Origin of the sequence: Rubripirellula obstinata, from assembly GCF_001642955.1 — a bacterium.
GTDB classification, from domain to species: Bacteria; Planctomycetota; Planctomycetia; order Pirellulales; family Pirellulaceae; genus Rubripirellula; species Rubripirellula obstinata.
The window spans coordinates 1-24,386 of sequence record NZ_LWSK01000085.1 but is presented as its reverse complement, the minus strand read 5'-3'; the positions used below and the strand labels follow the sequence as shown (position 1 = coordinate 24,386).

The following is a 24,386-nucleotide window of genomic DNA, read 5'->3' as shown; positions in this document are numbered from 1 at the left end:
TGGCTCGATAGCGATCGAGTCGCTCGGCCCAAACTTGGGCGAGAGTCGGCAACATGTTGACCTCCTGGGTTCGAGAAAACCCGCCAACCTATCACGCCGAAAATTCATCCCCACGCCGAACGCTTACCCCAGTAAAGCAAGTGGGCTGCACAGAGCTGCGAACGAGAAGTTTCAATTCTGCGAGGAAAACTAATCGGCTATGTTGACAATGGCCCCATAAATAGGCAGCCAGCGAAAGAAAGCCGGATCCTCTGGATCACCGACTTTGATGAACCCACGCCGATCAACTCTGTTGAATTCGGTAGTCGAACAACCTTTGCGTGCCACAATTGTAAGCTTGTAAATGCCTCGCGATGCTTGCGGCGACATAACTACGTCCAACTCAGGGGGGAATTGATCCAACACCTCTAGGCGTCGATGGGTTTCGTGCCTGAGTCTTACCTGGACGTGAAATGTGTGTTCGGTGTCGGCTGAAAGCGTTCCAAGACTTAGTCCTTGCTTGCGATGCATGTCGGGGTGATAGAACGAAATGGGTGAACGGACACGACCAGTCAATTCAATCGCGATCTTTTCAATAGATCGGTCGTCGTTAACGATCTTTGCGGTTAAAGGCCACGAGAAGTCACCATAGTCTAAAGGAGTAAATTGGAAAGTGACTCGACTCGCTGATACTGTTGAAGGCTCTTCGAGCTGAGCTAGGTCAGTGACTTTGCTATGCTCGACGATAAAACCGGGCGCATCGCATGAAATCGAATCAATATCCAAGTCCGTGAGTGTTTGACTGCTCACAACAAAGTCTTTTCCAACCGGTTCCGCCACTTGGGATGGTTTGAACTGAATCTTGCTTGGGTATAAAAGCTTCTGTCTTAGTTTTGCTTCTAACTTCAATTCGAAAGTCGGATCGATTGGGTCGTTAGTTGCAAACCTAGCACGTCTGGTGATTGTTGTGCTTTCGCGTCCAGTTTCGACGTCTACTTGGGATTCGTTCAAACGCCATTGTAGCTTCACCTTTGCGGTCTCCCCAGGCCGCAATTCCGGCGGTTGAATTTTGACCTCCAGGTCGCTGGGCGAGTGTTGCTTGATAATACTAAGGTTCTCGCGTCCAACGTTTTCTACATCAAACACAGCAGTCAGCGACTCACCCGCCGAGATAAACCCGAGATTGCGCGATTGTATTGGGAGATGGCGAATTGGTCGCGAGCGCGTTTCGTAGTGATCGATCTTTGTGTTTCGTTGTTTGATCGCGACCAAGCGGCTCTCGTAATCAGCACGTTTTGAATGCGGAACACCCCACGGCCCAAAACTGGTGATGGAAGCTAGTCCAATACCGGCCAAGAACAAAAAGCCGATACCTACCGCGACCAAGCCCAGCTTAATTTGCAATCTCATTTCAATCTTCTTAGACATGAAGGCAAAAAAATCGCGAATCGGAACGACAGCTCCGACCCGCGATGTTCAAGTAATTAACTGTAGCCAATGGGCCTAGTTTTCTTCAAACTGTCCCTTGAAGGACGATTCGTCAACAAACACGCCGTTGAACATTTCACCCGGTTGCAGCTCGATCGTTGCATCTGAGTATCCAACTGCAGAAACGTCTGCTGTAGCGGCGACTGGGAAACCGGGGTTCAGGTAACCATCTCCATTCAAGTCTTGGAAAGTTTGAACCGAACCATCAGCCATTAGCATGTTGCACTGACCCGCGTGCAAAGCAAAGAAATCGCGGGTATCCTGCAAGTAAGTTCCTTGGATGGTGGTATCGTTGGCAGCGATTGCAGCGTAAGCCGGTACCTGGCAATTTGCGGTGGTCGCTTCGCCCTGCTCGCAGGTAACTTGGGCATCGAGTAACACGCCTGCCTTGATTAGGTTGACTCGATTGGTGTCCGTGTTGTAGTAAGCAGGCCCATCATTGAACGCTTCAGAAAGAAGCATGCCCTGCGGCAACTCGCCCTTCGTATTCGGAACGTCGACTCCAAGGAAGGCTTCATCTACGTCTCCAGGGCCCGCGTCACCCAACAAAGCAATGTTCGTTGAGGGAACACGCGAGGAATCAACGGTTGATAACTGCAACGTGCCCATCGTGCCGCCCCGTTCTTTAAAATTCCCAGGTCCAGACACCAAGAATGCGGGAGTCGCGTCCACAAAGGCAGAGCGAGGGGCGACCCGTACCAGGTGATAGCCCGCGGCGTAGTTTGTCATGTAACCACGATCGATGAAATACGTACCAACGTACTGCGCTGGTGTCAGCGTCCCACCATTAACTGGATCGGTGATCGAAGTTGCAAACGCGGCAGCCTCGGTGAGTGGACTCGCCGCAGTGTTAGTCACGAGTAAGGCACCGCGTCCATCCACCATTCGAGCCCAGGTATTTCCTGGCGCGGGCATGTCGGTATTTCCCGTTGTTGAACCCAGGAGTTCATTAAGTTTCTCGGAAGCCTTCGCAGGGTTGCTTGGGCACAGCATGTCGCCGGGAACGGCTGCTCCTGAGTTTACCAAGTCTGCGACCCATCCGTGTTCGTCCAAGCTACCGTCCCGGAAGAAATCCGAAGCACCGGTACACAGACGACCGATGGGATCTCGTTCTGCAAATGTGTACATGCCAATACCGAACTGACGCAGGTTGCTGCTGCACTGCGTACGGCGGGCAGCTTCGCGGGCTTTGGTCAGCGCTGGAAGGGCCAAGGCGGCCAGTAGGGCGATGATCGAGATCACCACCAAAAGTTCGATCAGGGTGAAACCTGAAATGTTTCGCTTACGCGACATGGTTCGTTTCCTTTTTGGAAATTTACTCTGGACGCATTCAATGATTTGCGGCCAGAATGGGGAGTGATGGGTGGAGCGTGGGGGAAAAGGCGGCCAAAGTTGTCAGTCGACAGTTACCAGTGGACAGTTCTTTCTAGGGATGCCTGCTGGTGATGTTGGCGGCGATCCTCCCCGCTCTGCTTTTCTTTCTTTGATACCGAGCAACACACTCGGTATCTCGTTTCTTAGAGAACCCACGGCCAATGCCGTCGGCTCTGGTTGTCATCAACATCGCAGCGATTGGTCTTCAACCTAAACTGCCATGCTTCTGTTTTTACCGCGTCCAAAAAATGGACTCGCGGCCTAAGCTTTATCGGTTTCTCGAAGTTGGTTAGGTCGCACGCCTCCGTTGGTTAAAAGTTCAGTTCTGAATCGTTGCGATGAATCTAACAATCGCTCGTTAACGTTTCGTGTTCAGAATAAGAATTAGGTGTTAGTAACTAGGTGTTAGGTGTTAGGTGTTAGGTGTGAGGTGTGAGGTGTGAGGTGTGAGGTGTGATTTTCCTAAGCCCTAAAACCTAATCCCTTCCGCCCTGCTCCTAGTTCTCGCTGCCCTTGCTGTTGAGGCTGTAGTAGCTGGCCAATTTCAATGTTTCGGCTTCGACATTCGAATCGATCCAGTACGATCTCTTGTCAGCCGGAACGCCGGGTTCGCCCGGACCATCGAATCCATTGTTGATGAAGCCGTCTTGATTTTGATCAACGAGTACTTGGACGCTGCCATCGGCCATCAAAACGTTTGCAGTGCCTTGATGGTGGACTGAGATGCCGCGATAGTCTTGCCGAGTGTCGTGATTCCATTGTTTGAGCCAACCGGTCACTCCTTCACGCGACAAAGTCCCGATCGGCGGTTGCTCCAAAAAGAACGTGCTGTCGGTCAGCGTTCCGGCGGCGAAGTCGGTGATGTTTTGACCCTTGTTGCCGACGGGACTGCCCACCATCGATGTGACGTAGAAGCCTTGGATCGTTTCGCTGATCTGGGTGCTAAGCTGACCAATCGCATTGGCATCCGTCAAAAATGGTACTGTGCTGGCAGGCGCTTTCCCGCTGTCAAGTGCTGCGGTGGTCAGCGGGCCAATGGTGACGTTTCGCCCGCGATCGTCGGTCCGCTCGTCGGCCGTACCATCGGTCAACGCAGTCGAAGATGGCTTGGGGTTGCCGTTTTGATCTAGGACGAATCCTGTTCTTGTCAGAAACCATGACGCGGCAAAGTTGGTGTTGTAACCCTGGTCAATCACCTTGACGGTGATTGCGGCAAGTCGGTCAGCAGCCGATGGAGCCAGTGAACCTGAGACAATTTTCCTGCAAATGTTTGTTTGAATTTGCCCCATCTCATCGGTGTAGTCTTCGCTGCCGAGACGATCGTAAAAAGTCGTCGTTGTGAATTCAGCAATTGGCAACGTAATCAATTGCTCGATTGCCTTGCTTGTTTGGGCCGAGGTGCTTGGGCACATCAATTCCCCGGCAACGGTTCCGCGACGAACAACATCGGCGACCCAGCCAATTTCGGTGGGAACACCGTCGCGTTCCAGGTCAAAAGCACCACTGCAAAATGCTCCGTCAGGCTCGTTCGTCGTGCGGGCCAGCATCACGATGCCAAAGTTTTTCAAATTGTTTTGGCATTGGACGCCACGAGCTGCCTCGCGAGCCTTGCTGAGCGCGGGCAGCGCTAGCGATGCTAAAATACCGATGATTGATATCACCACCAACATTTCGATCAGGGTAAAAGCTGATCGGTTTTGGCTCGACCAAATTCCATGTGTGTTCGTTTCCATGGCGGGATTCTTACAGCCCGCAGCGACGTTGCAACACCCATTTTGAAGCCTCATCTAGTCTTCATCGTTTCTACTTTTTTGAGTCTTGAAAGTCTGGCATGAATCTTCCCGATGTTTTGTGTAGCTGTCGAATCGGGGGTCCAGAAAACACTGATTTTCCTGGATTTGAGATGCCCCCAAACCGCATGCACTCCATCGCTTAATGAAGCTTGTTAAACTTGGTAAACTCTGTCGTTCATCAAAACTTCATCGAACTAAGGACCGTCGGAACGATGAGTGGCGGGGAAATTGGTAGCGAAAGTCGCCAAGACTTTCGGTTTGCCGAGTTGCCGAAAATCTTGGCGAGTTTCGCTACGCCATTTATTGTTCCGACGGTCCTAATTCGGATTTAGTAGCGAAAGTCGCCAAGACTTTCGGTTTGCCGAGTTGCCGAAACTCTTGGCGAGTTTCGCTACGCCAATTATTGTTCCAACGGTCCTAATTCGGATTCAGCCCAGCAAGATCGCTCGGCTGGAAAGCTTCGGTAGCGATTGGCCCAAGAGAGGCTGTTAAGATCTTTGTCTATGACCCAACATGCAATCAACGTTCGACGAAACGAAATCCATCGAGTGCAGCTAGACAAGTTGAATCGGGTTTTAAGCTCAGTCAAAGATCGGCCCTTTTATCGCGAGCGACTGCAGGAGCTTTGCTTGCCAATCGTATCGCTGGAGGATTTTTCGCGGGTCCCCGTTTTGACCAAAACTGATTTGGTTTCCATAAAAATAAACAAGTTGGCCGGTTGCTTTGACTTGCCAAGATCCGAGTATTGCCGGTTTCATCAAACCAGTGGCACGCGAGGTTATCCGATGGTGGTGACCGACACGGCCGATGATTGGCGTTGGTGGTTGGATTGCTGGGACCACGTTCTTGATGCCGCAAGGGTGACCGACCGCGACGTTGCGATGATGGCGTTTTCGTTCGGACCGTTTATTGGATTCTGGACGGCTAACGATGCGATGGTTCGCCGGGGCACGCTTGTGATTCCAGGTGGCGGAATGTCTAGCGAAACGAGATTATCGGTTTTGATCGATCAGCAGTGCTCGGTGCTTTGCTGCACGCCGACCTATGCTTTGTACCTGGCCAGTGTCGCCTCGCGCAGCCGCCAAGACCTTCGCCAAAGTCATGTCTCGCGAATCATTGTTGCGGGCGAACCCGGCGGATCAATCCCGTCTGTACGGGCTAGGATCGAAGAAGCCTGGGACGCCGAAGTGATCGATCACGCTGGCGGCAGCGAGATCGGTGCCTGGGGATTTGGGAGCCCCGATGGAAAAGGACTGCATGTCATCGAAACAGAATTCATTGCCGAAGTGATCAACTTTGACAACGATGAAATCGCGGGAGTTTCAGTTGCAGATGGTGACGTTGGCGAATTGGTTCTGACCAACCTGGGACGATTCGGTGGGCCCGCGATCAGGTATCGAACCGGCGATGTGGTGAAAAGGCATCGCGACCACGACTACCCGTCTCCGTTCGCCTGGCTAGATGGCGGAGTGATCGGGCGGGCTGACGACATGGTCGTTGTCCGAGGCGTGAACATTTTCCCCAGCAGCATCGAGGCAATTATTCGCGAGTTTGAACCGGACGCCGAGTTCCGAATCACGATTACCCGCAGCAATGAAATGGATGAGGTCGTCGTCGAGTTGGAGACCGAACAAACCCGGGCTGAAGAAGTCGCGATGTCGCTGCAAAAACGATTGACGATGCGTATTGAGTTTGTGTCGGTCGCCAAAAACTCCTTGCCACGATTTGAATCCAAGGCAAAACGGGTGGTGGACCGCCGGGAGTTGCCAAGTTGAATCGAACTCTACAATGAACTTTAACCACACCGCTTGCCACACCGCAGTCATGCTTCCCGCGCGTTTGCTTTCAACTTCAACAATCTCTGATGAGTCGTTTTCCTGATGCCTGACCCCACCGCTGCCCACACACCTGTATCGATCCGCCGCGATGGTGAATCGGCGATCGTGATCACCTTTGATGATGACAAAGAAGTTCGTTGGACGGCGGCCGAACTACGAAAAGCTTGCCCCTGCGCAACCTGCCGCGAAAAGAAAAGAGCCGAAGAAGAGAAACTGTCTGAACAGGGCAGCGGTCAGGGAAAGAAAGCGATGCTGTTGCCGGTTCTGTCGGCCGCAGAAGCAAGACCAATGACCATCGGATCGATGAACCCGGTTGGTCAGTACGGCTACAACGTCGGTTTCAGCGACGGCCACAATTCGGGAATTTTCCTGTTCGACATTCTTTATCGCGAACAAACTAAGTGATCAGGGTAGGGTTCAAAAATTGGGCAAAACGATGAAGGGGTAAAACGATGATGCGCCGCATGCTGACAGCGCACCATCGTTTTGCCCCTTCATCGTTTTGCCAAAAAAACTGCGTGCTCATTTCCCGACTTCACTCGTCTGAATCGTCCTTAACGATCCGCTTTTTCTTGAGCCAATTTTTGACGCTTCGACCCGCTTGACTGGGAAGTTTTTCGTTTGGCAACGAGATGGTGTTTTCGGTGATCTTGGTGATCGCCTTGTAGAGTTCTTGTCCGCAATAAGCACAAACGGTCGGCGGTTCGTTCACACTGTGTTTGCAACTTGGGCAGAAGTGTTCGATGGTCGGACGCATCGCGGCCTCGAACAGTCCACCGACTTGTCCAGCCTCGAAGTATGCCGAGTCGTTTTTGCGAATCATGGTCTGGCGAGTCACGCTGCCTTCGCGAACCATCTTCAGCAGGTCCGGCGGACGCAGTGGCCCCAGATCTCCCGATTCTTCGTCACGCTTGATAAACCACTCTGCCACGACTTATCTCATTAGATCGATTCGATAGACATGCTTCAATAGACGAGCTTCAATGTACACGCTTCGTTACCTGCGTTCTTTGCGACGCGTATCGTCAATCCATTTGGATTGATCAATAAACCTCTGAGTCCTCAATGATACCCTAACCGGCGTGCGTGGAGTGATTACCTTGGGCTAGAGAACAGGGCAACTCACTTTTTCAATCTGGGTTGGGCACTGAAATCCTAACCCGCAGCGTTAGCAGGGGACTTACGATATCCCTTGCTTACGCTGCGGGTTGCGAAGTTATCTCATTCTTAAACGTAAACTTGAACTTCAACTTTCGTCGTAAGAGTTTAAGTTTAAGTTTAAGTTTAAGTTTAAGTTTTGGAATTGCTCATTGATTGACAGCCTATGCGGGTTGCGAAAAATCCCCAGCTTCAAAAAGTGAGTTGCCCTGGGCTAGAGAAAGAAACGAAACGCTGACTTGCGGCACCGGTCCAGATGAACACAATGATAGCCGCCACCAACTAGTCGGCTTGTCGATTAAATAGCAAATCCAAATTTAATAGTCGCCTTTTGCTCCGCAAAAGCAGCGTTTGTGGACGCATCTTTCGCGGAGAAACTATGAGCGGGCTTGGTTAACGAGAAAAAGTTCGGCACACTCTTTGGGAGTTTGAATAGCTTTACCAACTTCCACAAAAAGGTACCGAACCTATGTCTAATGTTATCATGATTGGCTGCGATTTACACGACCGTAACATGCTGCTCCGCTATGCCGTTGGCACCGCCGAGCCGCAGCAACTTGCCTACGACAACGATGCCGCTGGCAGGCGGCGAATGATTGCCCGGCTCAAAGCGATCGCTGAGAAAAATCAAGCTGAGAAAATTATCTTTGCCTATGAAGCCTCCGGGCTCGGGCACGGCCTGAGCGACGAACTCCACCAGGAAGGCATCGAGTGCTTCGTGCTCAGCCCCACTCATCTGCCCAAGACTCCCAAAAGCGCTCGATTGAAGACCGACGCCAAAGACGCACAAATGCTGCTCGAACAACTGCGTGGTTTCGTGCTCGCGGGCAACGATCTGCCCGTCGTGTGGACGCCGCCGCAGCGATTGCGAGACGACCGAGAACTGGTTAGGGCCCGCGTTGATGTCGCCGATGAGATGACCCGCGTCAAACTCAAAATAAACACGCTGCTCAAACTGCATCAACTCAAAGTGGTAAGCCCCACCAAGTGCAAGTGGACCAAGGCGTTCGTGACTTGGATCCGCGAAAAATTGATTCCCGATCTGGACCTTTGCGTGGCAACGAAGCTGAAGTTGCTGCTCGATCGGTTCGACATGTATCGCAAGGAGCAAGGCGAGTTAGACAAGGCGTTGAAGAAACTTTCCCGAGAGCCTCGTTACAAAGTAGCCTGCAATGAGCTTCGCAAACTTCCCGGTGTGGGCCAGTTGGTGGCGTTGACGTTCTTGACCGAGATGGGGGACCTGGAGCGTTTTGCCAACCGTCGCCAGATCGCTGCGTACATGGGCCTCTGTCCTTCGAGCAACGAGTCGGGCGAGAAGAACGATCGCAAGGGACGGATCACTCGTCAGGGTCCGGCGCGACTTCGCAAGGTGCTCTGCCAGGCGGCTTGGGTTTCGGTCAATCGCAGCGAGGAGGCGGCGGCCGATTATCACCGGATCAAGCAGGGGCAGAAACACCGCAGCAAGAAAGCGTTGGTGGCGATGATGCGGAAGCTGGGGATTAAGATGTGGCACCGGGCACTGGCGTGTGGGGTGTCAAGCGAACTGAAGGGACGCGACCGCCCCAGCAGCAAGGACTTCGTTGGGCTTGCTCAGAGTGGGCTTGCTCAGAGGACCGTTTCACCGCCATCGCTTCAACTCGGGCAGTGCGCCGGATGAGAGTTCAAGCGAAGAGACACCGACGAGAGAATTGACGACGTTTTAACTGCTAATTGATTTCGATTTTCACTGCTACTTGAAGGAGACTCAGTCAAGGGAACGATTTGGGATGCCACTGAAAGTTTCGTGCATCCGCTGAAAAGTCGCGAGACTCACGATCGCCCTTTCGCTGGTTGGATTCGCTCCACCGTCGCGGAGAATGATCTGAGTTTCACTTTATCCACCGCTTTGCCAAGCGAACTTTGTTGAATGATCTGCGGGCTACCCCTCGTACGATCGAATAGCAGCTTGCGATGCAAATCGGAACTTCCAAAGAAAACCCGAATTTCACCTTGACTAAGATTCCCTCATAGCAGCAAAAGGCGACTATGATTTAATCACCAGACCGTAGTGTAACGTTTTCCGACGCGTCGCTGCCTCCCCCCACTGAACCATTCATTTCATCAAAGTACCGAGCACTCGGTTTCCATGCGTTGCCCCTACTGCCAAGTCGACAATGACCGCGTTTTGGACACCCGAAACGCAGACGGTGGATATTTAGTTCGACGAAAAAGAATCTGCAATTCTTGCCAGCGGCGATTCACGACGGCAGAAACGATCGAAAAGCTCAGCGTCCGACTCGTCAAAAGCGACCAAACACGCGAACCACTCGATCGCGAAAAAATCCGCCGCGGAATCGAACGTGCCTGCTCCAAAAGAAACATCAGCAGCAGCACCATCGAAAACACCGTCCAGGCAATCGAATCCGATATCTACTCTGCCTTTGACTCCGAAGTCAGTTCCGAACAGGTGGGTGAGATCGTCATGCAACACTTAGCCAAACTGGACCAAGTCGCCTACATCCGATTTGCTAGCGTGTACAGAGAATTCGATAACGCGCAAGATTTTGTGAGAGCCATTTCTGAAGTCGTCGACACCGAAATCTGAGTGACTGTCCTGAAATAATTTCCCGACTTCACAACCCGACGCGTAAGCGAGGGATATTGTTTGACGCGAAAGTCCCGGGAAACGCAAAAGGGGATGACTGTGAAACACAAAATGGGATTGCTGCCGTTGTGACGTGCCGTTAACTGTAATCGTTCCTTTCTGATCAACACTTGGAGACTGAACGATGACCCGCTGGCCCCGCCTTACTCTTTGCACCGCCGCCGTCGCGATAACGACGGCATTCTCACCCAGCGTTTCCAACGCACAATTCGGTTCACCAGCCGCCAACCAACAGCGTGGTGCGGTCACCGGTGGCATCGCCGGAGCAGTCGCGGGCGGACTGATTGGTGACAACAACGGCGAAGCGGGCGCGGGCGCAGCGATTGGCGGAGTTCTAGGTGCAGTTGCCGGCGGCATCTTTGGCAACGCGAAAGACAAAGAAATTCGCTACCAACAAAATCAACGACAATATGTCCAGCAACAACAGCAAGCCGTCGTCACTCAGTCGTCGGTATCGATCGCGGACATCGTGTCGATGAGCCGCAGCGGGCTGAGCGAAACGGTCATCATCAATCAAATTCAAACTCGCGGTGTGTTCGCTCAGCCACAAGTGTCCGACATCATCGCAATGCACCAACAAGGCGTCAGCGAACGAGTCATTTCAGCGATGCAGCAAGCTCCCACCGGTTCGCAGCGGTTCGCAGAATCCATCGCGCCTCCACCGGTTGCCATTCAACGCGTTTACACACCCGCACCCGTCTATGTCGAAGAACGCGTGGTGGTGCCACACTACCCCGTCCCGGTCTATCACCACTATCACGGTCACCGCGGAGGCCGCCGCATGGCCCACCCACGATCGGGTGTCCACATTCGGTTTTAGCTTTAGAATTCGTGGATGAGCTCTTCAATAACGAATACTGAAAACGTTTGGGATTACCCACGACCACCGGCACTTGAACCGGTCCAAGATCGGATTCGCGTTGTCATCGACAATGAATTGGTTGCCGATTCATCCGCAGCGATGCGAATCTTAGAAACAAGCCATCCACCGGTGTATTACCTGCCGCCGACCGACGTCCTAATGGATCGTTTGGTCCGCGCACCGGGCGGCAGCATTTGCGAATGGAAGGGGCGGGCATCTTACTGGACGTACCAGACGCCCGCACGGTCGATTGAATCGGTTGCGTGGTCGTATCCAAACATCTCTGGCCGATACGCAGCGATCGAAGGTTACTTCGCGTTCTACCCGTCGAAAGTTGACGAGTGCTGGGTCGGGGAAGTTCGGGCCAGCCCACAAGAAGGTGATTTCTACGGTGGTTGGATCACTCCAAACCTAAAAGGCCCATTCAAAGGCGGCCCTGCGACGCTTGGTTGGTAGCTGCGGAAACAGCAATCACTTGCTCCAACGCCAAACGCGCACGTCATCCTTAGAAACTGAACTCAAAACGTAGCTGATCCCGCCAGGGTTCAGACCGCGATTGGATCAAGCTCGACTGAACCCTGGCGGGATCAGCTACGGGCAGGTCGCCGGCAAAGTTGAGTAGGCCGGCAACGAGCCGCTTCGGCGCTGTTCCGGCAGAACGTGTCGGCGCGGATTGCCGGAACTGCGTCGAAGACTCCTTGTTCCGGCCTACCTAGCTGATCAGCTACGGGCAGGTCGCCGGCAAAGTTGAGTAGGCCGGCAACGAGCCGCTTCGGCGATGTTCCGGCAGACCGTCTCGGAGCGGATTGCCGGAACTGCGTCGAAGACTCCTTGTTCCGGCCTACCTAGCTACCTAGCTACCTAACTGAACGCACTGCTTTGATCAGTGAAGGCTCGACTAACGTGTCAACGGTGCGTCACTGCTGCGACGGCTGACTCGGTCCGAACGCGGGCTCATGTAATGAGTCGCTTCTTCGGCAACCAAGACAGTATCTCCGCTGCGAACTTCAGTTCGGAAGCGATGATGTCCGGCTTTGGTCGCCAATGCGATCACTCGTAAACGCATTTCCTCACCCGCTCCGATACGTGGGATCGGATCGAACAGAACTTGGCCGGTCACGACTTCGCCGCTTTGTCCTTCGACTCGCTGCGGTTCGATACCGTGACTGAACTGAGCGATTGCACGCACGTCCTTGGCTTCGCGGCTGCCACGGTTTCGGACAATGATCTCGTACTCAACTTCGCTGTCGATCGGTGCCGGTGCTGGTGGATCGTTGATTGTCAGTACCAAGTCGGCAATCGATTCAACCGAAGTTTCAATGGCGACACTTGCCTGGCCCGCAGCCGTTCCTTTGCAGTCGAATGCAAATTGATGGTCACCGGTTGCAATCATGTTACAGCGGAACTGGTAATCGCGACTGGCACCGGGTGCCAAGTCGGTGACTTCCCATTTCAGCATGTCACGCGATTGAACTGCACCGTCGATACCGCCCAAGTACTTGACGCCTGGCGGAATCCGAAGCGATGCGATCACGTGTTCCGAAGTCGCTGTGCCCAAGTTTTGCAACTGCAGGCTGTAGACTGCTTCGGTGTTCTGATACTTCAATTCGGGACCGCCCAGGATGGCTTCCAATTGAGCTGCCAAAACGCTAATGGTTTTGTTGCCTTCTGCACGTAGTTCCAGATCGCCCATCGCTAAACCTTGGATCTTCAAATCGCCCAGGTCTTGTGCGGTCAGCTCCACTTCAAACTGTGCTTCTTTGCCAGCGGGGATGTCACCGATACGCTGGGTTTGCGGAGTCGCGGAATTTGGCGACAACGTGAACACAACGTTGGCGGCAACGCCATCGCCAGGATTCAGAACGCGAACTTTGTACGTTTGCGAATGTCCGTAGACAACTTGGCCGGGCCCTTCGATCGCAAGTTCAAGACGAGGTTCGTGAACCTTGACTTGAGCAACGCTTCGCTGAGGCTGCAGCGTCCAATCCACATCAAGGTTGTAGGTACCGCTTCGAGCTGCCATCAATCGCACGAACATTTGCTCGGACGTTCCGGCGGGCAAGTGGTCGATGATCCAAACCAACCGTTCGGAACCCTTATCGCCTTGGCTATCAATGTCACCAACCGTTGCATTCTTACCTTGGACGTCTGCCCAATCAGGAATCAAGGCACGAACCAAAAGGCCCTTGGCGTCGATCGAACCGCGATTTTCAACTCGAATTTCGTACTCGTTGTTTTGGCGAATCATCACTTCGGATGGACCGTTGGTAATGACACGAATACCAGGCAGTTCCGACGTCACGATATGGGCACCCGCAGCAGGCAACTTGGCAACAGCGGCGGACTTGGTTCGCATTCGGTTGCCCGACGCATCAGCAAACTGATCAGTCTTGGGCGGGTTAGACGAACTACGTTTGACAACGCGTTTCTCGAAACCTGAATCCGCTTGATGACCTGGAATCGGATGCATCGGATAGGCCGCGGTTTCGTGTGACGGACGCGTCGGAGCCAGTTCACGCTCGGCCGGCGCGGGCACCGGATTTACAGCGACTTGACTTGGCTGGTTCCGCGAGGGTTGACCGTATGTTGACATGCGTGGCGTTTGGTAATTGCCACGTGAACCGTACGGGTCGTAGTTGCCGCGGTCTGCATAGTTGCGATCGCGGGCGAGTGCGGTTTCGTAGACAGGTTTATCCTGAGCAACCCCTGATCCGACCGCGTTGAAGCCATCGCTTTGATAACCATTTCGATTCGTGCTATTAGCACCGAAACGATCGGCTGAGGGCGTTCGATCCTCGAACGTTGGATACCCAGCGCTGGCGGGAACCGATGAACCGGCTGGTTGACGAATTGGCACAAAGGCCGCCGCCGGTGGTCCCGTTCGGTGGGATACCGATGCCGCGTGTGTGGAAGTTTGAGGAAGCTTCGCAGTGGCAGCCGGATTTGATTCAGCCGGATTCGGTTGAGTCAGTGCGAAGGAATCAGTTCCGCCAGAAGCAGCGTATGCTGGTGCCGGAGGAATCGCGGTGGTCTCGGGATCGACCGGGGTTGAGTACGCCGGTTTGGGGCTGACGTCGGCTTTTGCGACCGAAGCGGTAGGCATTTGCAACTCCGCCTTGGGAGCCGCTGCAAGCTTCTTGACCGCTGCAAGCTCAGGCACTTTCTTAGGTTCAACCTTTGCAGCGATCTTCTCTGCAGCGTTTTTCTCTGCAGGCTTTTCAGCAACCTTCGCTGGTGCTTTTTTTACTGCATCAACTTTTCCAGCGGCCTTGGGCGCTACTTGCTTCGCAATCTTGCTCTCAGGTGCAACCTTCGGTTCTTTCTTCGCCGGTTCCTGCTTCGCGATCGCTTGCGGTGCAGGCTTGATCACTCGTCGGCGTACACGCGGAACCAAATCGGCAACGTCGTCGCTTTGGTAATTCGCTTCCGTCTTGGTGGTGTTTCCGTAGATCGAAGCAACGCTGGACTTGGTCGAGCGTGGCGAAGCGACCGCAACAGGCTTGCTTCGCCGACTGCTTTCGCTCGATGAGAACGTTCGAAGCTTTGGCTTTGCCCTGGCTTCAGCCGGTGGCTTTGGAACTGACATTGCCGCGGTCGGTTTTTTGGCGACGGTTGGACTGGCGGTTAGCTTGCGTGAATTGCTGCCGCCTCGAATGACTCGAGTTTGCGTCGTTGAGCGGATCGGCTTTGCAAGCGGCGTGGATCCACTGCGTCCGACAGTGTTGCCGTTGACGTCGTGGAAAGGAATGCCATCCCAGTCAACGTTAGGCGTCGTGGCGCTGGCGGCACGTGGCTGAGTCGTGCTGGATCGGTTCGTGCTGGATCGGGTTGTCGAGCGACGATCATTGGATTGATCACCACGACTGCCAAAGAGCGTTTCGAACAAGCCTTGCGGTTCCGCAGACGAACGCGAACTGGATGTCGAACGAGTATTAGACGAACGCGATGTCGAAGCGTTTGATGTGCTAAACAATGCCCGTCGCGGACCAGTGGTTGGCTGCTTCCCAATCACTTGTCGGATGGCACTTTCATCCGTCCCGCTAGATTGCCCTAACGCAGTCCGAACGCCGCTTCCGAAAGCAGGCTCGTGCGAGGACGAAAAGGGAACTTCGGGATTGGTTCCAATCGAAAGCGAAGCCATCAGCAATGCTGCTGGAATGGCAATCAAGGTCGATGCGACCAAAAATCGGCGGTTCACGCGGTCCATGCGTCTATCATCTCAAGTCGAGGCAAGAAGATCCTATCATCACCAATAATCGGCTTTGCCAAGCGATCGAGTTGAATCAAATTTAACGATTATGCCGAAAGAAGCACTGACACAGTAAGAAGCTGTCCCGAACCATCTTCGCGATTTCCCCAACCCGAATGCGTAAGGAATTGTCCTGAAACAAGTTCCGTATTTGGCGAAATCTTTCGTAGCTGGGCCCGCCAGGGTTCAGTCGGGTACAGCTAATGATGGACTGAGCAGGTACTGAACCCTGGCGGGCCCAGCTACGAGAAAACCGGGAAGTTATTTCGGGACAATTTCTACATTTGATAAGCAAAGCCTGAATCGTCCATTCACTTCCCACCAGATTGCCAAATCCAACCCAATCACGTCCAATAACAACGCTTAATTGCACCCCTTCACCTTTCACTTTCACTCTTCAAACTTCCCAAAATGTCTCGCCGCGAAAAAATCGAAGCCATGTTGGCTGACGACCCCAACGACACCTTCCTGCTTTATTCGCTAGCGATGGAACTGCGTACCGAAGGCGATCACGAAGCGAGTTTGAAAATCTTCAATGACTTGATGAAATCAGACCCGCCGCACGTCCAGGCGTTTTTCATGTCAGGCCAATTGCTCTCTGAAATCGACCGAATCGACGAAGCAAGAGAAAAACTGCGAGACGGAATTGACCAAGCAAGAGCTCAAGGTGACACCCACGCGGCGGCAGAAATGAGCGAGTTGCTAGCATCGCTGGGACAGCATGGTGAGCTTTAGGAGCCGGCGCATTGGCGGCTGAACAATCGACGGCCATCGTGCTGCGGGCGATCGAATTTAGCGAGACCAGCTTGATCGTCACGCTGCTGACTCGCGACTTGGGCCGGATCTCGGCAATCGCCAAAGGGGCCCGCCGTCCCAAGGGTCCATTCGAAGGTTCGCTTGACCTGCTAGCCGTTTGTCGTGTAGTCGTTCTAAGGAAAGCGTCGGATAACCTCGACATTTTGACCGAAGCGAAGTTGCATCGCCGTTTTCGCGGTGGCGAACGGTCGCTCGATCGACTGTACGCAGGTTACTACGTCGCCGAAATGCTTCGCTTGCTGACCGAAAACCACGACCCACATCAAGACGTTTACGATTTGACCATCCGAACTCTCCAACAGATTGACGGCAGCGGCAATGTCGCGATGGCATTGCTCTGTTTCGATATCCAGGTTTTGCGAATGCTTGGTCACGCCCCGGGCACCGATCGATGCACCGATTGCGGCGGCGAAGTCGCATCGGCGGTTCGTATCGCGTTTTCACTATCCGCCGGTGGAATCGTTTGCGAAAAATGCCGATCAAAACAGCAGCAAACCATTTCAGTACGCAACGAATTGATCGAAGCAATACGAACTCTGCAAGATCCGCTGCTAACAGCACCTCAGATGATTTCTGAAACGCTCTACGCAGAACTGCGATCTGCAATCAATCGATACGTTCAAACGATTGTGGGACGGATCCCGCGAATGCAATCATCGCTACCGAACCGATTGAACTGATTCGACTGACCACACAAGCCAACCCACGTCACGGAATGACAATGTCGGCAAATTATAAAACACAGCTTTTTTCATCGCAAACCTGTTCATCAGAAACGGTGCCTGCGGCGATTCCATTTTCGCTGACGACACTCGCACTGTTAATTCTGTTCGCATCAAGCGGCTGCAGATCGCTTGCCGGCCCACCCAGCTTTGGCCCCTTCGGCAAATCCAAATCGGTTGAAAGCGAAGGAACCTTGGTCGATTCGGGGAATACCAGCCCGACGGTTCGACAAGTCTCTGCACAATCAGAAATCGCGTCGTCGGACGAAACAGGCGACTTGGTGACCAAGGTGGTCGAAGACGAATCCATCGGCGCTAAATCAAAAAAAGCTGCTCAGACGTTCTCAAATTTTGTAACCGGACGCGAACAAGAAAACCGCGATCAGGCCAAAAAGTATTATCAAACTGGCGACACACTTTTCAAACAGGCCGCCAGCGAACCGGTTGGCGAGCGTAAAGCAACGTTTGAAAAAGCCGCCAAGCAGTTCCGAAAATCGGGCGAAGCAGCACCGGGCTCTGCGATCGAACAGGACGCGTTGTTCATGCAGGCCGAGAGTCTGTTCTTTGCCGACAAGTTGGTGGAAGCAACCGACGTCTATCAAACGCTTCAAAAAGAACACACCAGAAACCGACACAACGATCGCATCGCCGCTCGACTGTTTTCAATCAGCCGCTATTGGATCGACACTGAAAAGTCGGACCAAAAAAGTTGGTCACCGCTCAACTTGACCGACAAGTCACGTCCTCGCGTAGACACCGACGGTCACGCGATCCGTGTCTTGGATCAAATCCGCTACGACGATCCGACCGGACGTCTGGCTGATGATGCGACCATGGCAGCGGCAGCGGAATACATTCGTCAAGAAAAGTTCGTCGAAGCGGATGAATTTTTAACCGACCTGCGTGAAACGTTTTCTGACAGCGAGCATCTATTCCTGGCTCACCTGCTAGGCATTCGTACGAAGCTGCGAATTTACGGCGGCCCGCGATACAGCAACTTAGTGCTCGATGAAGCCGACAAACTGATCAAACAAACGCGAACGCGGTTTCCCAACAAGTTGGCCGACCCAAAGTATTCCGAAATGGTCGCTCGCGCTGCTGCCGAAGTCAATTTCCACAAAGCGGACCGGATTGCCTATCGAGCTGATTACCGGGAAAAACGAAAAGAGTACGGTGCCGCGGCGTTCTACTACCAGCGTTTGCTAGACGATTATGGCGACACTCCGCACGCGGAAAAAGCCCGAAAACGCTTGGGTGAAATTGAAACGCTTCCCGAGGTTCCAACGCCTCGACTGTCATGGCTCAAAACAGTCTTCCCCGATTCCAGCGTCTCCAATCCGCTGATCATGAAAGATGGCAACAGCAGCAGTGAACAGGACGCCGAAGAAGATTCAGGGATCATGCTGCGATGAGATCGCTAACGTCACTTTCGATGCTGATCGCGTTGACATGCGGCTCACTCGCATGCGTGTCAGGATGCGCGGCCTATCGATTCGGTTCGGCTTCGCTGTTCCGCCCCGGAATCCGTACAGTCCATGTTCCCGTTGTTCGCAATGACACTTTTCGGCATGACCTTGGCATCCGTTTGACGGAAGCCATCGTCCGCGAAATCGAAACTCGAACGCCCTATAAAGTCACCAGCGATCCAAACGCCGACAGCCGACTGGAATGCCGCGTCATCAGCGAAAGCAAACGGGTGCTGACCGAAACCGGCACCGACGATCCACGCGGACTCGACGCAGCCATCAACGTTCGCGCCACGTGGCTCAATCGCAGCGGCGAAATGCTGATGCAAAACGCGATCGTTCCCACCGGCGATCTGGCGATCGGTTTTTCACAAGACTCACGCTTCGTCCCCGAAGCTGGCCAATCGATCGACACAGCGTCCGAAGCCGCCATCCAAAAATTGGCCAGCCGAATCGTGTCGCAAATGGAGATGCGATGGTAAGTTGTCAGGATGCACTCCTGGAAACTCAATCGCAGATCATTATCGCTGGCTAAAACTCCCTTGATCATGGGGATTTGCAATGTCACGCCCGACAGTTTTTCTGACGGCGGAAAACATCACAACGTCGATGCCGCGATCGCCGCAGCGATCCAAATGGAAGCCGACGGCGCAGCCATCGTCGACATCGGTGGCGAAAGCACTCGTCCGTACAGCGATCCAGTCGCCGCCGAAGAAGAACTCGCCCGCGTGATCCCGGTCATCGATGGCCTAAAAGGTCAATTGTCGATCCCTATCAGCATCGACACCAGCAAGGCCACCGTCGCGGCGGCAGCGATCGAAGCCGGAGCCGAAATCATCAACGATGTCACCGGCTTGGAAGGTGACCCCGACATGGTCCGCGTCGCAGTCGAATCCGGTGCGGGTGTCTGCGTGATGCACATGAAGGGCACCCCGCAAACGATGCAGAACGATCCGGCCTACGCCAACGTCGTCCAAGAGATCCGCGACTATCTGATCCAGCGAAGACAATTCTGCATCGACGCCGGCATTGATCCAGAAAAGATATGCCTCGATCCCGGAATCGGCTTTGGCAAAACGCACCAGCACAACTTGGAACTGATTCGATCAGTCGATCAATTCACCAACCTAGGTTCACCGATCCTGATCGGCCACTCCCGCAAAGGCTTCATCGGCAAAGTCCTCGGCAACAAAGACGCCGACCGAACCGCCGGCACCCTAGCTGTATCGCTAGCCGTCGCCGCCGCCGGCGCTCACGTCATCCGAGTCCACGATGTCCAAGTCACCGCCGAAGCCCTGAAACTGTTCGCCGCCTGCACCAACCAATCAAAGTAGGCCGTTTGCGGGACGTCTTGTGAATCGATGTAGACCGGAACAAGCTAGTTTTCCTCAACAGTCTTCAAACCTTCGCACGCATCTCAAACAACCAATAAACCGAGCACCCAATTTTTTTGACGCCAATTTTTTTGTCTAAATCCTCCCCCGCTTCGACCGCCACCAATTACGTTTCTGCAAGTTGCATCCAGACCGTATTTTTCAAGGCAATCTCACCTCTCCCGCCCCGGAGGTTCAACCGCCCCGCGGGAGAGGTCGAGCCTAAGCGAGGGAGAGGGTTACGATCATTTCCGTTTGCCACCTCCCGGCCGCCCGAGCGTCCGACATCACCCTGCGAAGCCGTCATCGGCTTGTTGATGTATTCGTTTAACAGTCAGCCGAAGGCGAACTACGCGCCCTTCGAGTACGCCTTCGGCTAACTGTTAAACGAAACGTGGCGACTATTTGAATAAATCAACAAGTTGCCATCGTGTTCCGTGAAAGAACTAGCTAGCCGACGCCTGACCGTTGGAGGCGAAAATTCGGCGGAACCGCGAGTGTGGTTTTGCGAGCCCGGCCGACTCTTGTTCGAGTTCCAAACGCGCAGCCCGCTTGGCGTCTTCCCACGCCGAAGTAAATGATGGAGCCGACAAAATCAGATGACGCTCGGCTCGAGCCATCATCTCAAGATCCTGGGCGGCCGACTTTTCGGGAGTGGCCTGCAATTGAGAGACCTTCAGTTTTAGATTCTTGTTCTCTTCGGAAAGTCGAGCCCGTTCCGCTCGAGCCAGTTCTTGATGGTCCGCTTCAAGTTTCATCTTGTCGTTGACCATGTGCCGAAAACGGTTGAATTCGCTTGACTTGTTCCATCGCAATACGAGTGCGAAGACAAACAGAATCAATCCAAGTGCGAATCCGACAATAGCACCGATGGCAAGCGGGTGGCTAAAGATTTCTTGTAGGGTCATAGTGGGAACCTCGGGTGTAAGGAGTTGCTTCCCTGCAACGGAATTTACGGCAGCGCGGCAATCACGCTGCGAAGCGGATCTTCAAGAGTGACAGGAAGACTAGGAAAACTCAGGCCGCTTTTTTTACAGCGCCCAAGACAAACCCGACGACTACAAGCACAACGGTGCCGCCGACAAGTCCCGAAACAATACTTCCTACGACAGCGGTCGCGGTCAGTGCACCACTGGGGCCTGCTGTGATGCCCAACAGTCCTAACAAGGTGCCTCCGATGCCACCGCCAAGGATTCCGCAAATTGCGTTGACAAGATGCCCGAGACTAATGTTCTTAATCAGATGTCCCGCAGCAAGACCACCAATTGCACCGGTGAGAAGTGAGACGATGAGAGGAAGCATAGGTTTCTCCAGAGAAAAGAGTCGGTGTCGCATCCTGCAAGAAGAGGGCGGCGATTCCATATCGTCCGTAAGAATACTAAGCGTCAACAGCGGTCAAAACCCGCAGCCAATGCTCTTCATAACTCACATTGAACACACCCGTAGCTTTGGTCATGTTCATTGCAAAACAAAGGTTTGACCCATTTGATTCCCCCCAACAGTCTTCAAACCTTCGTTGGCATCTCAAACAACCAATAAACAGAGCACCCAATTTTTTTGACGCCAATTTTTTTGTCTAAATCCTCCCACAATGCGACCGCCACCAAACGCGATTTCAACGACGATTCGACAAAACAAATTTCCGTACGAGCTGCATTTGGCTGCGAGCAAATCAAATACCGACTGAATTATTGAGTTTAAAAATAACCACGGATGGCTTTCGCGGGACCACGGATGATGATGCACGTGTGTTTTGTGCTAATCAGAAAATCCGTGGTCCCGCGAAAGCCATCCGTGGTTAAAGAGCAAAATCAAAGGGGCAGCAAATCAAAGGTGCAGAGGTTCATTTCCGATCAGGACTTTGCTGGATCTAGTGCGGCTTTGATACGTCACCTTAGAACAGCCGATTCAAACCGTTCAGCGCGGCGACTCGGTATGCTTCCGCCATCGTTGGGTAGTTGAAGGTTGTTTCGGTGAAGTAGGTGATGCAATTGTTGGCTCCTTCGGGACTCATCACGCTCTGGCCGATATGCACAATCTCGGATGCGTTGGCACCAAAACAATGGACTCCCAATACTTGCAGTGTGTCGCGGTGAAACAACAGCTTCAACATTCCCGTGGTTTGACCGGTGATCTGTGCTCGTGCCAGACTTTTAAACTGAGCCTGTCCAACTTCGTAAGGAACGCAGGCTGCCGTCAATTCGCGTTCGGTCTTTCCGACCGAGCTGATTTCGGGACTGGTGTAGATTCCGGTTGGAATGTCGTAGAGCCGCAGATTGCCATCGACCTTCCCCAAAATGTGCATCCCGGCAGCACGGCCTTGCGTGTACGCGGCGCTGGCGAGCGAGGGGACACCGATCACATCGCCGACAGCGTAGATATGGTGAACCGCTGACTGGAAGTGTTCATCGACTTCGATTTGTCCGCGGCTGTTCGGGACGATGCCAACATGCTCCAGCCCCAGGTCGTCGGTATTGCCGCTGCGTCCATTGGCCCAAAGAAACGCGTCGGTCTTCACACGCTTGCCACTTTTCAAATGCAGCACCACGCCGTCATCTTCGGGAACAATTTTCTCCATCGATTCGTTGTGACGAATGACGACGCCTTGATCACGCAGATGATAAGAAATTGCATCGATGATTTCGTCGTCCAAGAATTCCAACAACTTTGATCGGGTGTTGATCAGATTGACTTTGATTCCCAGGTTTCGAAACATCGACGCGTATTCGACGCCAATCACACCCGCACCGTAGATGCACATTGACGCCGGTTTCTCATTCATTCCCAGAATCGTGTCGCTGTCAAAGATACGCGGATGACTGAAATCCACTCCCGCTGGACGATAGGGTCGCGAACCCGTCGCGATCACAAATTTCTTTGCAGTGATCGGTTCGTCGCCATCAATGGAAACCGCGTTTTCGCTTACGAACCTAGCTTGCCCTTTGAAAATCGGGACGTTATTTCGGTCATAGAACGATTGCCGCATCGTCACTTGCTGGCCGATGATGGTTTGTGTTCCACGACGCAACTGTTCCAGCGTCGGTCGAACATTGATCCCCATTTCACGAAACGTCGGATTCTTCAATGCCGCCATGGTCGATGTAATGGCGTACCGCAAGGCCTTGCTGGGGATGGTGCCCCAGTGGGTGCAGCCCCCACCGATTCGGCTGTACTTCTCGGCAACCGCAACACTTAACCCGTCTTTTGCACACTGCATTGCGGCACCTTCGCCACCCGGTCCGGTTCCGATGACAAAAAGGTCATAGTCGTACTTTTGGCTGCTGTTGTGGTCGCTGCCGTTTTGGTCGCTGCTATTTTCGTCCATAATGTCACTTGTTGCTTTTTCAGAGTTTTGATGACCCGCCGAATGTTAGTGTTTTACGATGTTGTTAGCTTGCGTCCAGACCGATGTAAAAATTGCCGACATTTCGGCCAATCTAAAACGAGTTCAATCGTGGCTAGAAACGGCATCAACAAAGAAGGTGGAGTTGGCTGTTTTTCCCGAATGCATGCTGACTGGCTATGCGTACGACGACCGAGAATCCGCATTTGAGATCGCGATTCCCATTGCTTCGCCAGTTTTTACTGAGTTGACATTGATGGCCGAGCGACTGAACATTTTTTTCACGTTGGGATTTTTGGAAAAAGATGGCAGCCGGCTTTTTAATTCGTCAGCGTTGATCGGGCCGAACGGGATCGAGGGAGTTTATCGAAAAGTTCACCTTCCCAACCTTGGTGTCGATCGTTTTGTCGATCGCGGTGACATCCCCTATCGAACCTTTGACGCATGTCCGCAAACCGATGCGGGACCGGCTCGCGTTGGCATGGCAATCTGCTACGACTGCTCGTTCCCCGAACCGATGCGAGTCCTAGGCTTGGCGGGTGCCGACATCGTTGCATTGGGAACCAATTGGCCCGTCAGCGCATCACGAACCGCCGACGTTGTCCCGCCCGCTCGCAGCATGGAAAACCACTACTTCTTTGTCGCCGCAAACCGGGTCGGTACCGAAAACGGTTTCCAGTTCTGTGGACGCAGTTCCATCTGCGGCCCCGATGGATCCATCCTGGCGAGAACCGAAACCGACGAAGAAATCATGCTAACCGCCGAAGTCGATCTGACCCACCCGCGCAACAAACGAATCGAGCGAACCAGCGGAGCCCACTCGATCGACCGCTTCAAAGATCGAAGACCAGAATTCTACGGCCCAATTGCTGATTGAAATGAGTTTGCAAAATACGCGATTGCTAGACACTGCTCTGTGAAAGCTAACTCGCAGGCCGTGTGGAGCTCTGCGACACACGGCAACTGTCACACGGCAACTGTCACACGGCAACTGTCACACGGCAACGGAGGAACTATCACGGAACAACTTCCCGATTTCCCCGTAGCTGGCCCCGCCAGCGTTCAGTCCATCACTAGCTGCACCCGACGCCGCAAAGGGTTTCTAAATTGTTTAACCGCGTGGGCATCGCCCCGCGCGTTCGGGCCAGCACGACGCGCGGGGCGATGCCCACGCGGCTAAACGAACCAACGCGTGTTTTCTTCGCGGCGTTGTGCTGTACCCGACTGACCCCTGGCGGGCCCAGAAAGTAGGCCGTAGCGAGCCATAGCGAGTTACGGCGG

Annotated in this window: 20 protein-coding genes; 12 read left to right on the top strand and 8 right to left on the bottom strand. The window is 53.5% G+C overall.

All coding sequences use genetic code 11. The annotated features are described in order from the left end of the window. Positions 1-189 precede the first annotated feature (189 nt). From RC85_RS18150 to RC85_RS18140, 3 genes are all read right to left on the bottom strand, one after another. Complete coding sequence (locus RC85_RS18150) at positions 190-990, bottom strand: hypothetical protein (protein WP_157593961.1); 801 nt, start codon at positions 988-990, stop codon at positions 190-192. Between the two features lie 492 nt (positions 991-1,482). Beyond that, positions 1,483-2,760: a DUF1559 family PulG-like putative transporter gene (locus RC85_RS18145; RefSeq protein ID WP_068265388.1), complete on the bottom strand. Its 1,278-nt coding sequence runs from the start codon at positions 2,758-2,760 to the stop codon at positions 1,483-1,485. A gap of 578 nt (positions 2,761-3,338) precedes the next feature. Further along, positions 3,339-4,574: a DUF1559 family PulG-like putative transporter gene (locus RC85_RS18140; RefSeq protein WP_068265386.1), complete on the bottom strand. Its 1,236-nt coding sequence runs from the start codon at positions 4,572-4,574 to the stop codon at positions 3,339-3,341. 563 nt (positions 4,575-5,137) lie between these two features. On the opposite strand from RC85_RS18140, the gene RC85_RS18130 reads away from it, so the two are divergent. Both RC85_RS18130 and RC85_RS18125 read left to right on the top strand, forming a co-directional pair. Then, positions 5,138-6,409: an acyl-CoA synthetase family protein gene (locus tag RC85_RS18130; protein ID WP_068265382.1), complete on the top strand. Its 1,272-nt coding sequence runs from the start codon at positions 5,138-5,140 to the stop codon at positions 6,407-6,409. Positions 6,410-6,514: 105 nt separating this feature from the next. Then, positions 6,515-6,877 carry a DUF971 domain-containing protein gene (locus RC85_RS18125; protein ID WP_068265380.1) on the top strand — a complete coding sequence of 121 codons (363 nt, stop codon included), beginning with the start codon at positions 6,515-6,517 and terminating at the stop codon, positions 6,875-6,877. A 130-nt stretch (positions 6,878-7,007) separates the two neighbouring features. Here RC85_RS18125 and RC85_RS18120 read toward each other — a convergent pair whose 3' ends face one another. Then, positions 7,008-7,403 carry a DUF4339 domain-containing protein gene (locus RC85_RS18120; RefSeq protein WP_068265376.1) on the bottom strand — a complete coding sequence of 132 codons (396 nt, stop codon included), beginning with the start codon at positions 7,401-7,403 and terminating at the stop codon, positions 7,008-7,010. A gap of 696 nt (positions 7,404-8,099) precedes the next feature. Between RC85_RS18120 and RC85_RS18115 the strand changes: the two genes are divergently transcribed. The 4 genes from RC85_RS18115 (at position 8,100) to RC85_RS18100 (ending at position 11,592) form a co-directional block, all read left to right on the top strand. After that, positions 8,100-9,287: an IS110 family RNA-guided transposase gene (locus RC85_RS18115; protein WP_084422805.1), complete on the top strand. Its 1,188-nt coding sequence runs from the start codon at positions 8,100-8,102 to the stop codon at positions 9,285-9,287. Positions 9,288-9,755: 468 nt separating this feature from the next. Then, positions 9,756-10,214: a transcriptional regulator NrdR gene (nrdR, locus tag RC85_RS18110; protein WP_068265372.1), complete on the top strand. Its 459-nt coding sequence runs from the start codon at positions 9,756-9,758 to the stop codon at positions 10,212-10,214. A gap of 184 nt (positions 10,215-10,398) precedes the next feature. Then, positions 10,399-11,094 carry a glycine zipper domain-containing protein gene (locus RC85_RS18105; protein ID WP_084422804.1) on the top strand — a complete coding sequence of 232 codons (696 nt, stop codon included), beginning with the start codon at positions 10,399-10,401 and terminating at the stop codon, positions 11,092-11,094. A 15-nt stretch (positions 11,095-11,109) separates the two neighbouring features. Next, on the top strand, positions 11,110-11,592 hold the full coding sequence (locus RC85_RS18100; RefSeq protein WP_068265371.1) for a DUF427 domain-containing protein: 483 nt from the start codon (positions 11,110-11,112) through the stop codon (positions 11,590-11,592). Positions 11,593-12,034: 442 nt separating this feature from the next. Here the strand turns inward: RC85_RS18100 and RC85_RS18095 are convergent, their stop codons facing one another. After that, the gene (locus RC85_RS18095; protein ID WP_068265369.1) at positions 12,035-15,343 is read right to left on the bottom strand and encodes a DUF11 domain-containing protein; all 3,309 of its coding nucleotides are present in this window, start codon (positions 15,341-15,343) and stop codon (positions 12,035-12,037) included. A 453-nt stretch (positions 15,344-15,796) separates the two neighbouring features. Between RC85_RS18095 and RC85_RS18090 the strand changes: the two genes are divergently transcribed. Genes RC85_RS18090 through folP form a run of 5 tightly spaced genes read left to right on the top strand, consistent with a single transcriptional unit; the run spans position 15,797 to position 19,723 of the window. Next, the gene (locus RC85_RS18090) at positions 15,797-16,120 is read left to right on the top strand and encodes a tetratricopeptide repeat protein (RefSeq protein ID WP_068265368.1); all 324 of its coding nucleotides are present in this window, start codon (positions 15,797-15,799) and stop codon (positions 16,118-16,120) included. An 11-nt stretch (positions 16,121-16,131) separates the two neighbouring features. After that, positions 16,132-16,881: a DNA repair protein RecO gene (recO, locus tag RC85_RS18085; RefSeq protein WP_068265366.1), complete on the top strand. Its 750-nt coding sequence runs from the start codon at positions 16,132-16,134 to the stop codon at positions 16,879-16,881. A gap of 41 nt (positions 16,882-16,922) precedes the next feature. Further along, positions 16,923-18,335 carry a hypothetical protein gene (locus tag RC85_RS18080; protein ID WP_068265364.1) on the top strand — a complete coding sequence of 471 codons (1,413 nt, stop codon included), beginning with the start codon at positions 16,923-16,925 and terminating at the stop codon, positions 18,333-18,335. Continuing rightward, complete coding sequence (lptE, locus tag RC85_RS26955) at positions 18,332-18,871, top strand: LPS assembly lipoprotein LptE (RefSeq protein WP_068265362.1); 540 nt, start codon at positions 18,332-18,334, stop codon at positions 18,869-18,871. Before RC85_RS18080 ends, lptE begins: the two co-directional genes overlap by 4 nt. Positions 18,872-18,880: 9 nt before the next feature. Beyond that, complete coding sequence (folP, locus tag RC85_RS26950; protein ID WP_068265361.1) at positions 18,881-19,723, top strand: dihydropteroate synthase; 843 nt, start codon at positions 18,881-18,883, stop codon at positions 19,721-19,723. 485 nt (positions 19,724-20,208) lie between these two features. Here folP and RC85_RS18065 read toward each other — a convergent pair whose 3' ends face one another. The 3 genes from RC85_RS18065 to sthA form a co-directional block, all read right to left on the bottom strand. Continuing rightward, on the bottom strand, positions 20,209-20,670 hold the full coding sequence (locus RC85_RS18065; protein ID WP_068265359.1) for a hypothetical protein: 462 nt from the start codon (positions 20,668-20,670) through the stop codon (positions 20,209-20,211). A 109-nt stretch (positions 20,671-20,779) separates the two neighbouring features. Next, on the bottom strand, positions 20,780-21,064 hold the full coding sequence (locus tag RC85_RS18060; protein WP_068265356.1) for a hypothetical protein: 285 nt from the start codon (positions 21,062-21,064) through the stop codon (positions 20,780-20,782). A 592-nt stretch (positions 21,065-21,656) separates the two neighbouring features. Continuing rightward, complete coding sequence (gene sthA, locus RC85_RS18055) at positions 21,657-23,087, bottom strand: Si-specific NAD(P)(+) transhydrogenase (protein WP_084422803.1); 1,431 nt, start codon at positions 23,085-23,087, stop codon at positions 21,657-21,659. Between the two features lie 58 nt (positions 23,088-23,145). Here sthA and RC85_RS18050 point away from each other — a divergent pair, with 58 nt between their 5' ends. Then, the gene (locus RC85_RS18050; protein ID WP_068265352.1) at positions 23,146-23,982 is read left to right on the top strand and encodes a carbon-nitrogen hydrolase family protein; all 837 of its coding nucleotides are present in this window, start codon (positions 23,146-23,148) and stop codon (positions 23,980-23,982) included. Positions 23,983-24,386 lie beyond the last annotated feature (404 nt).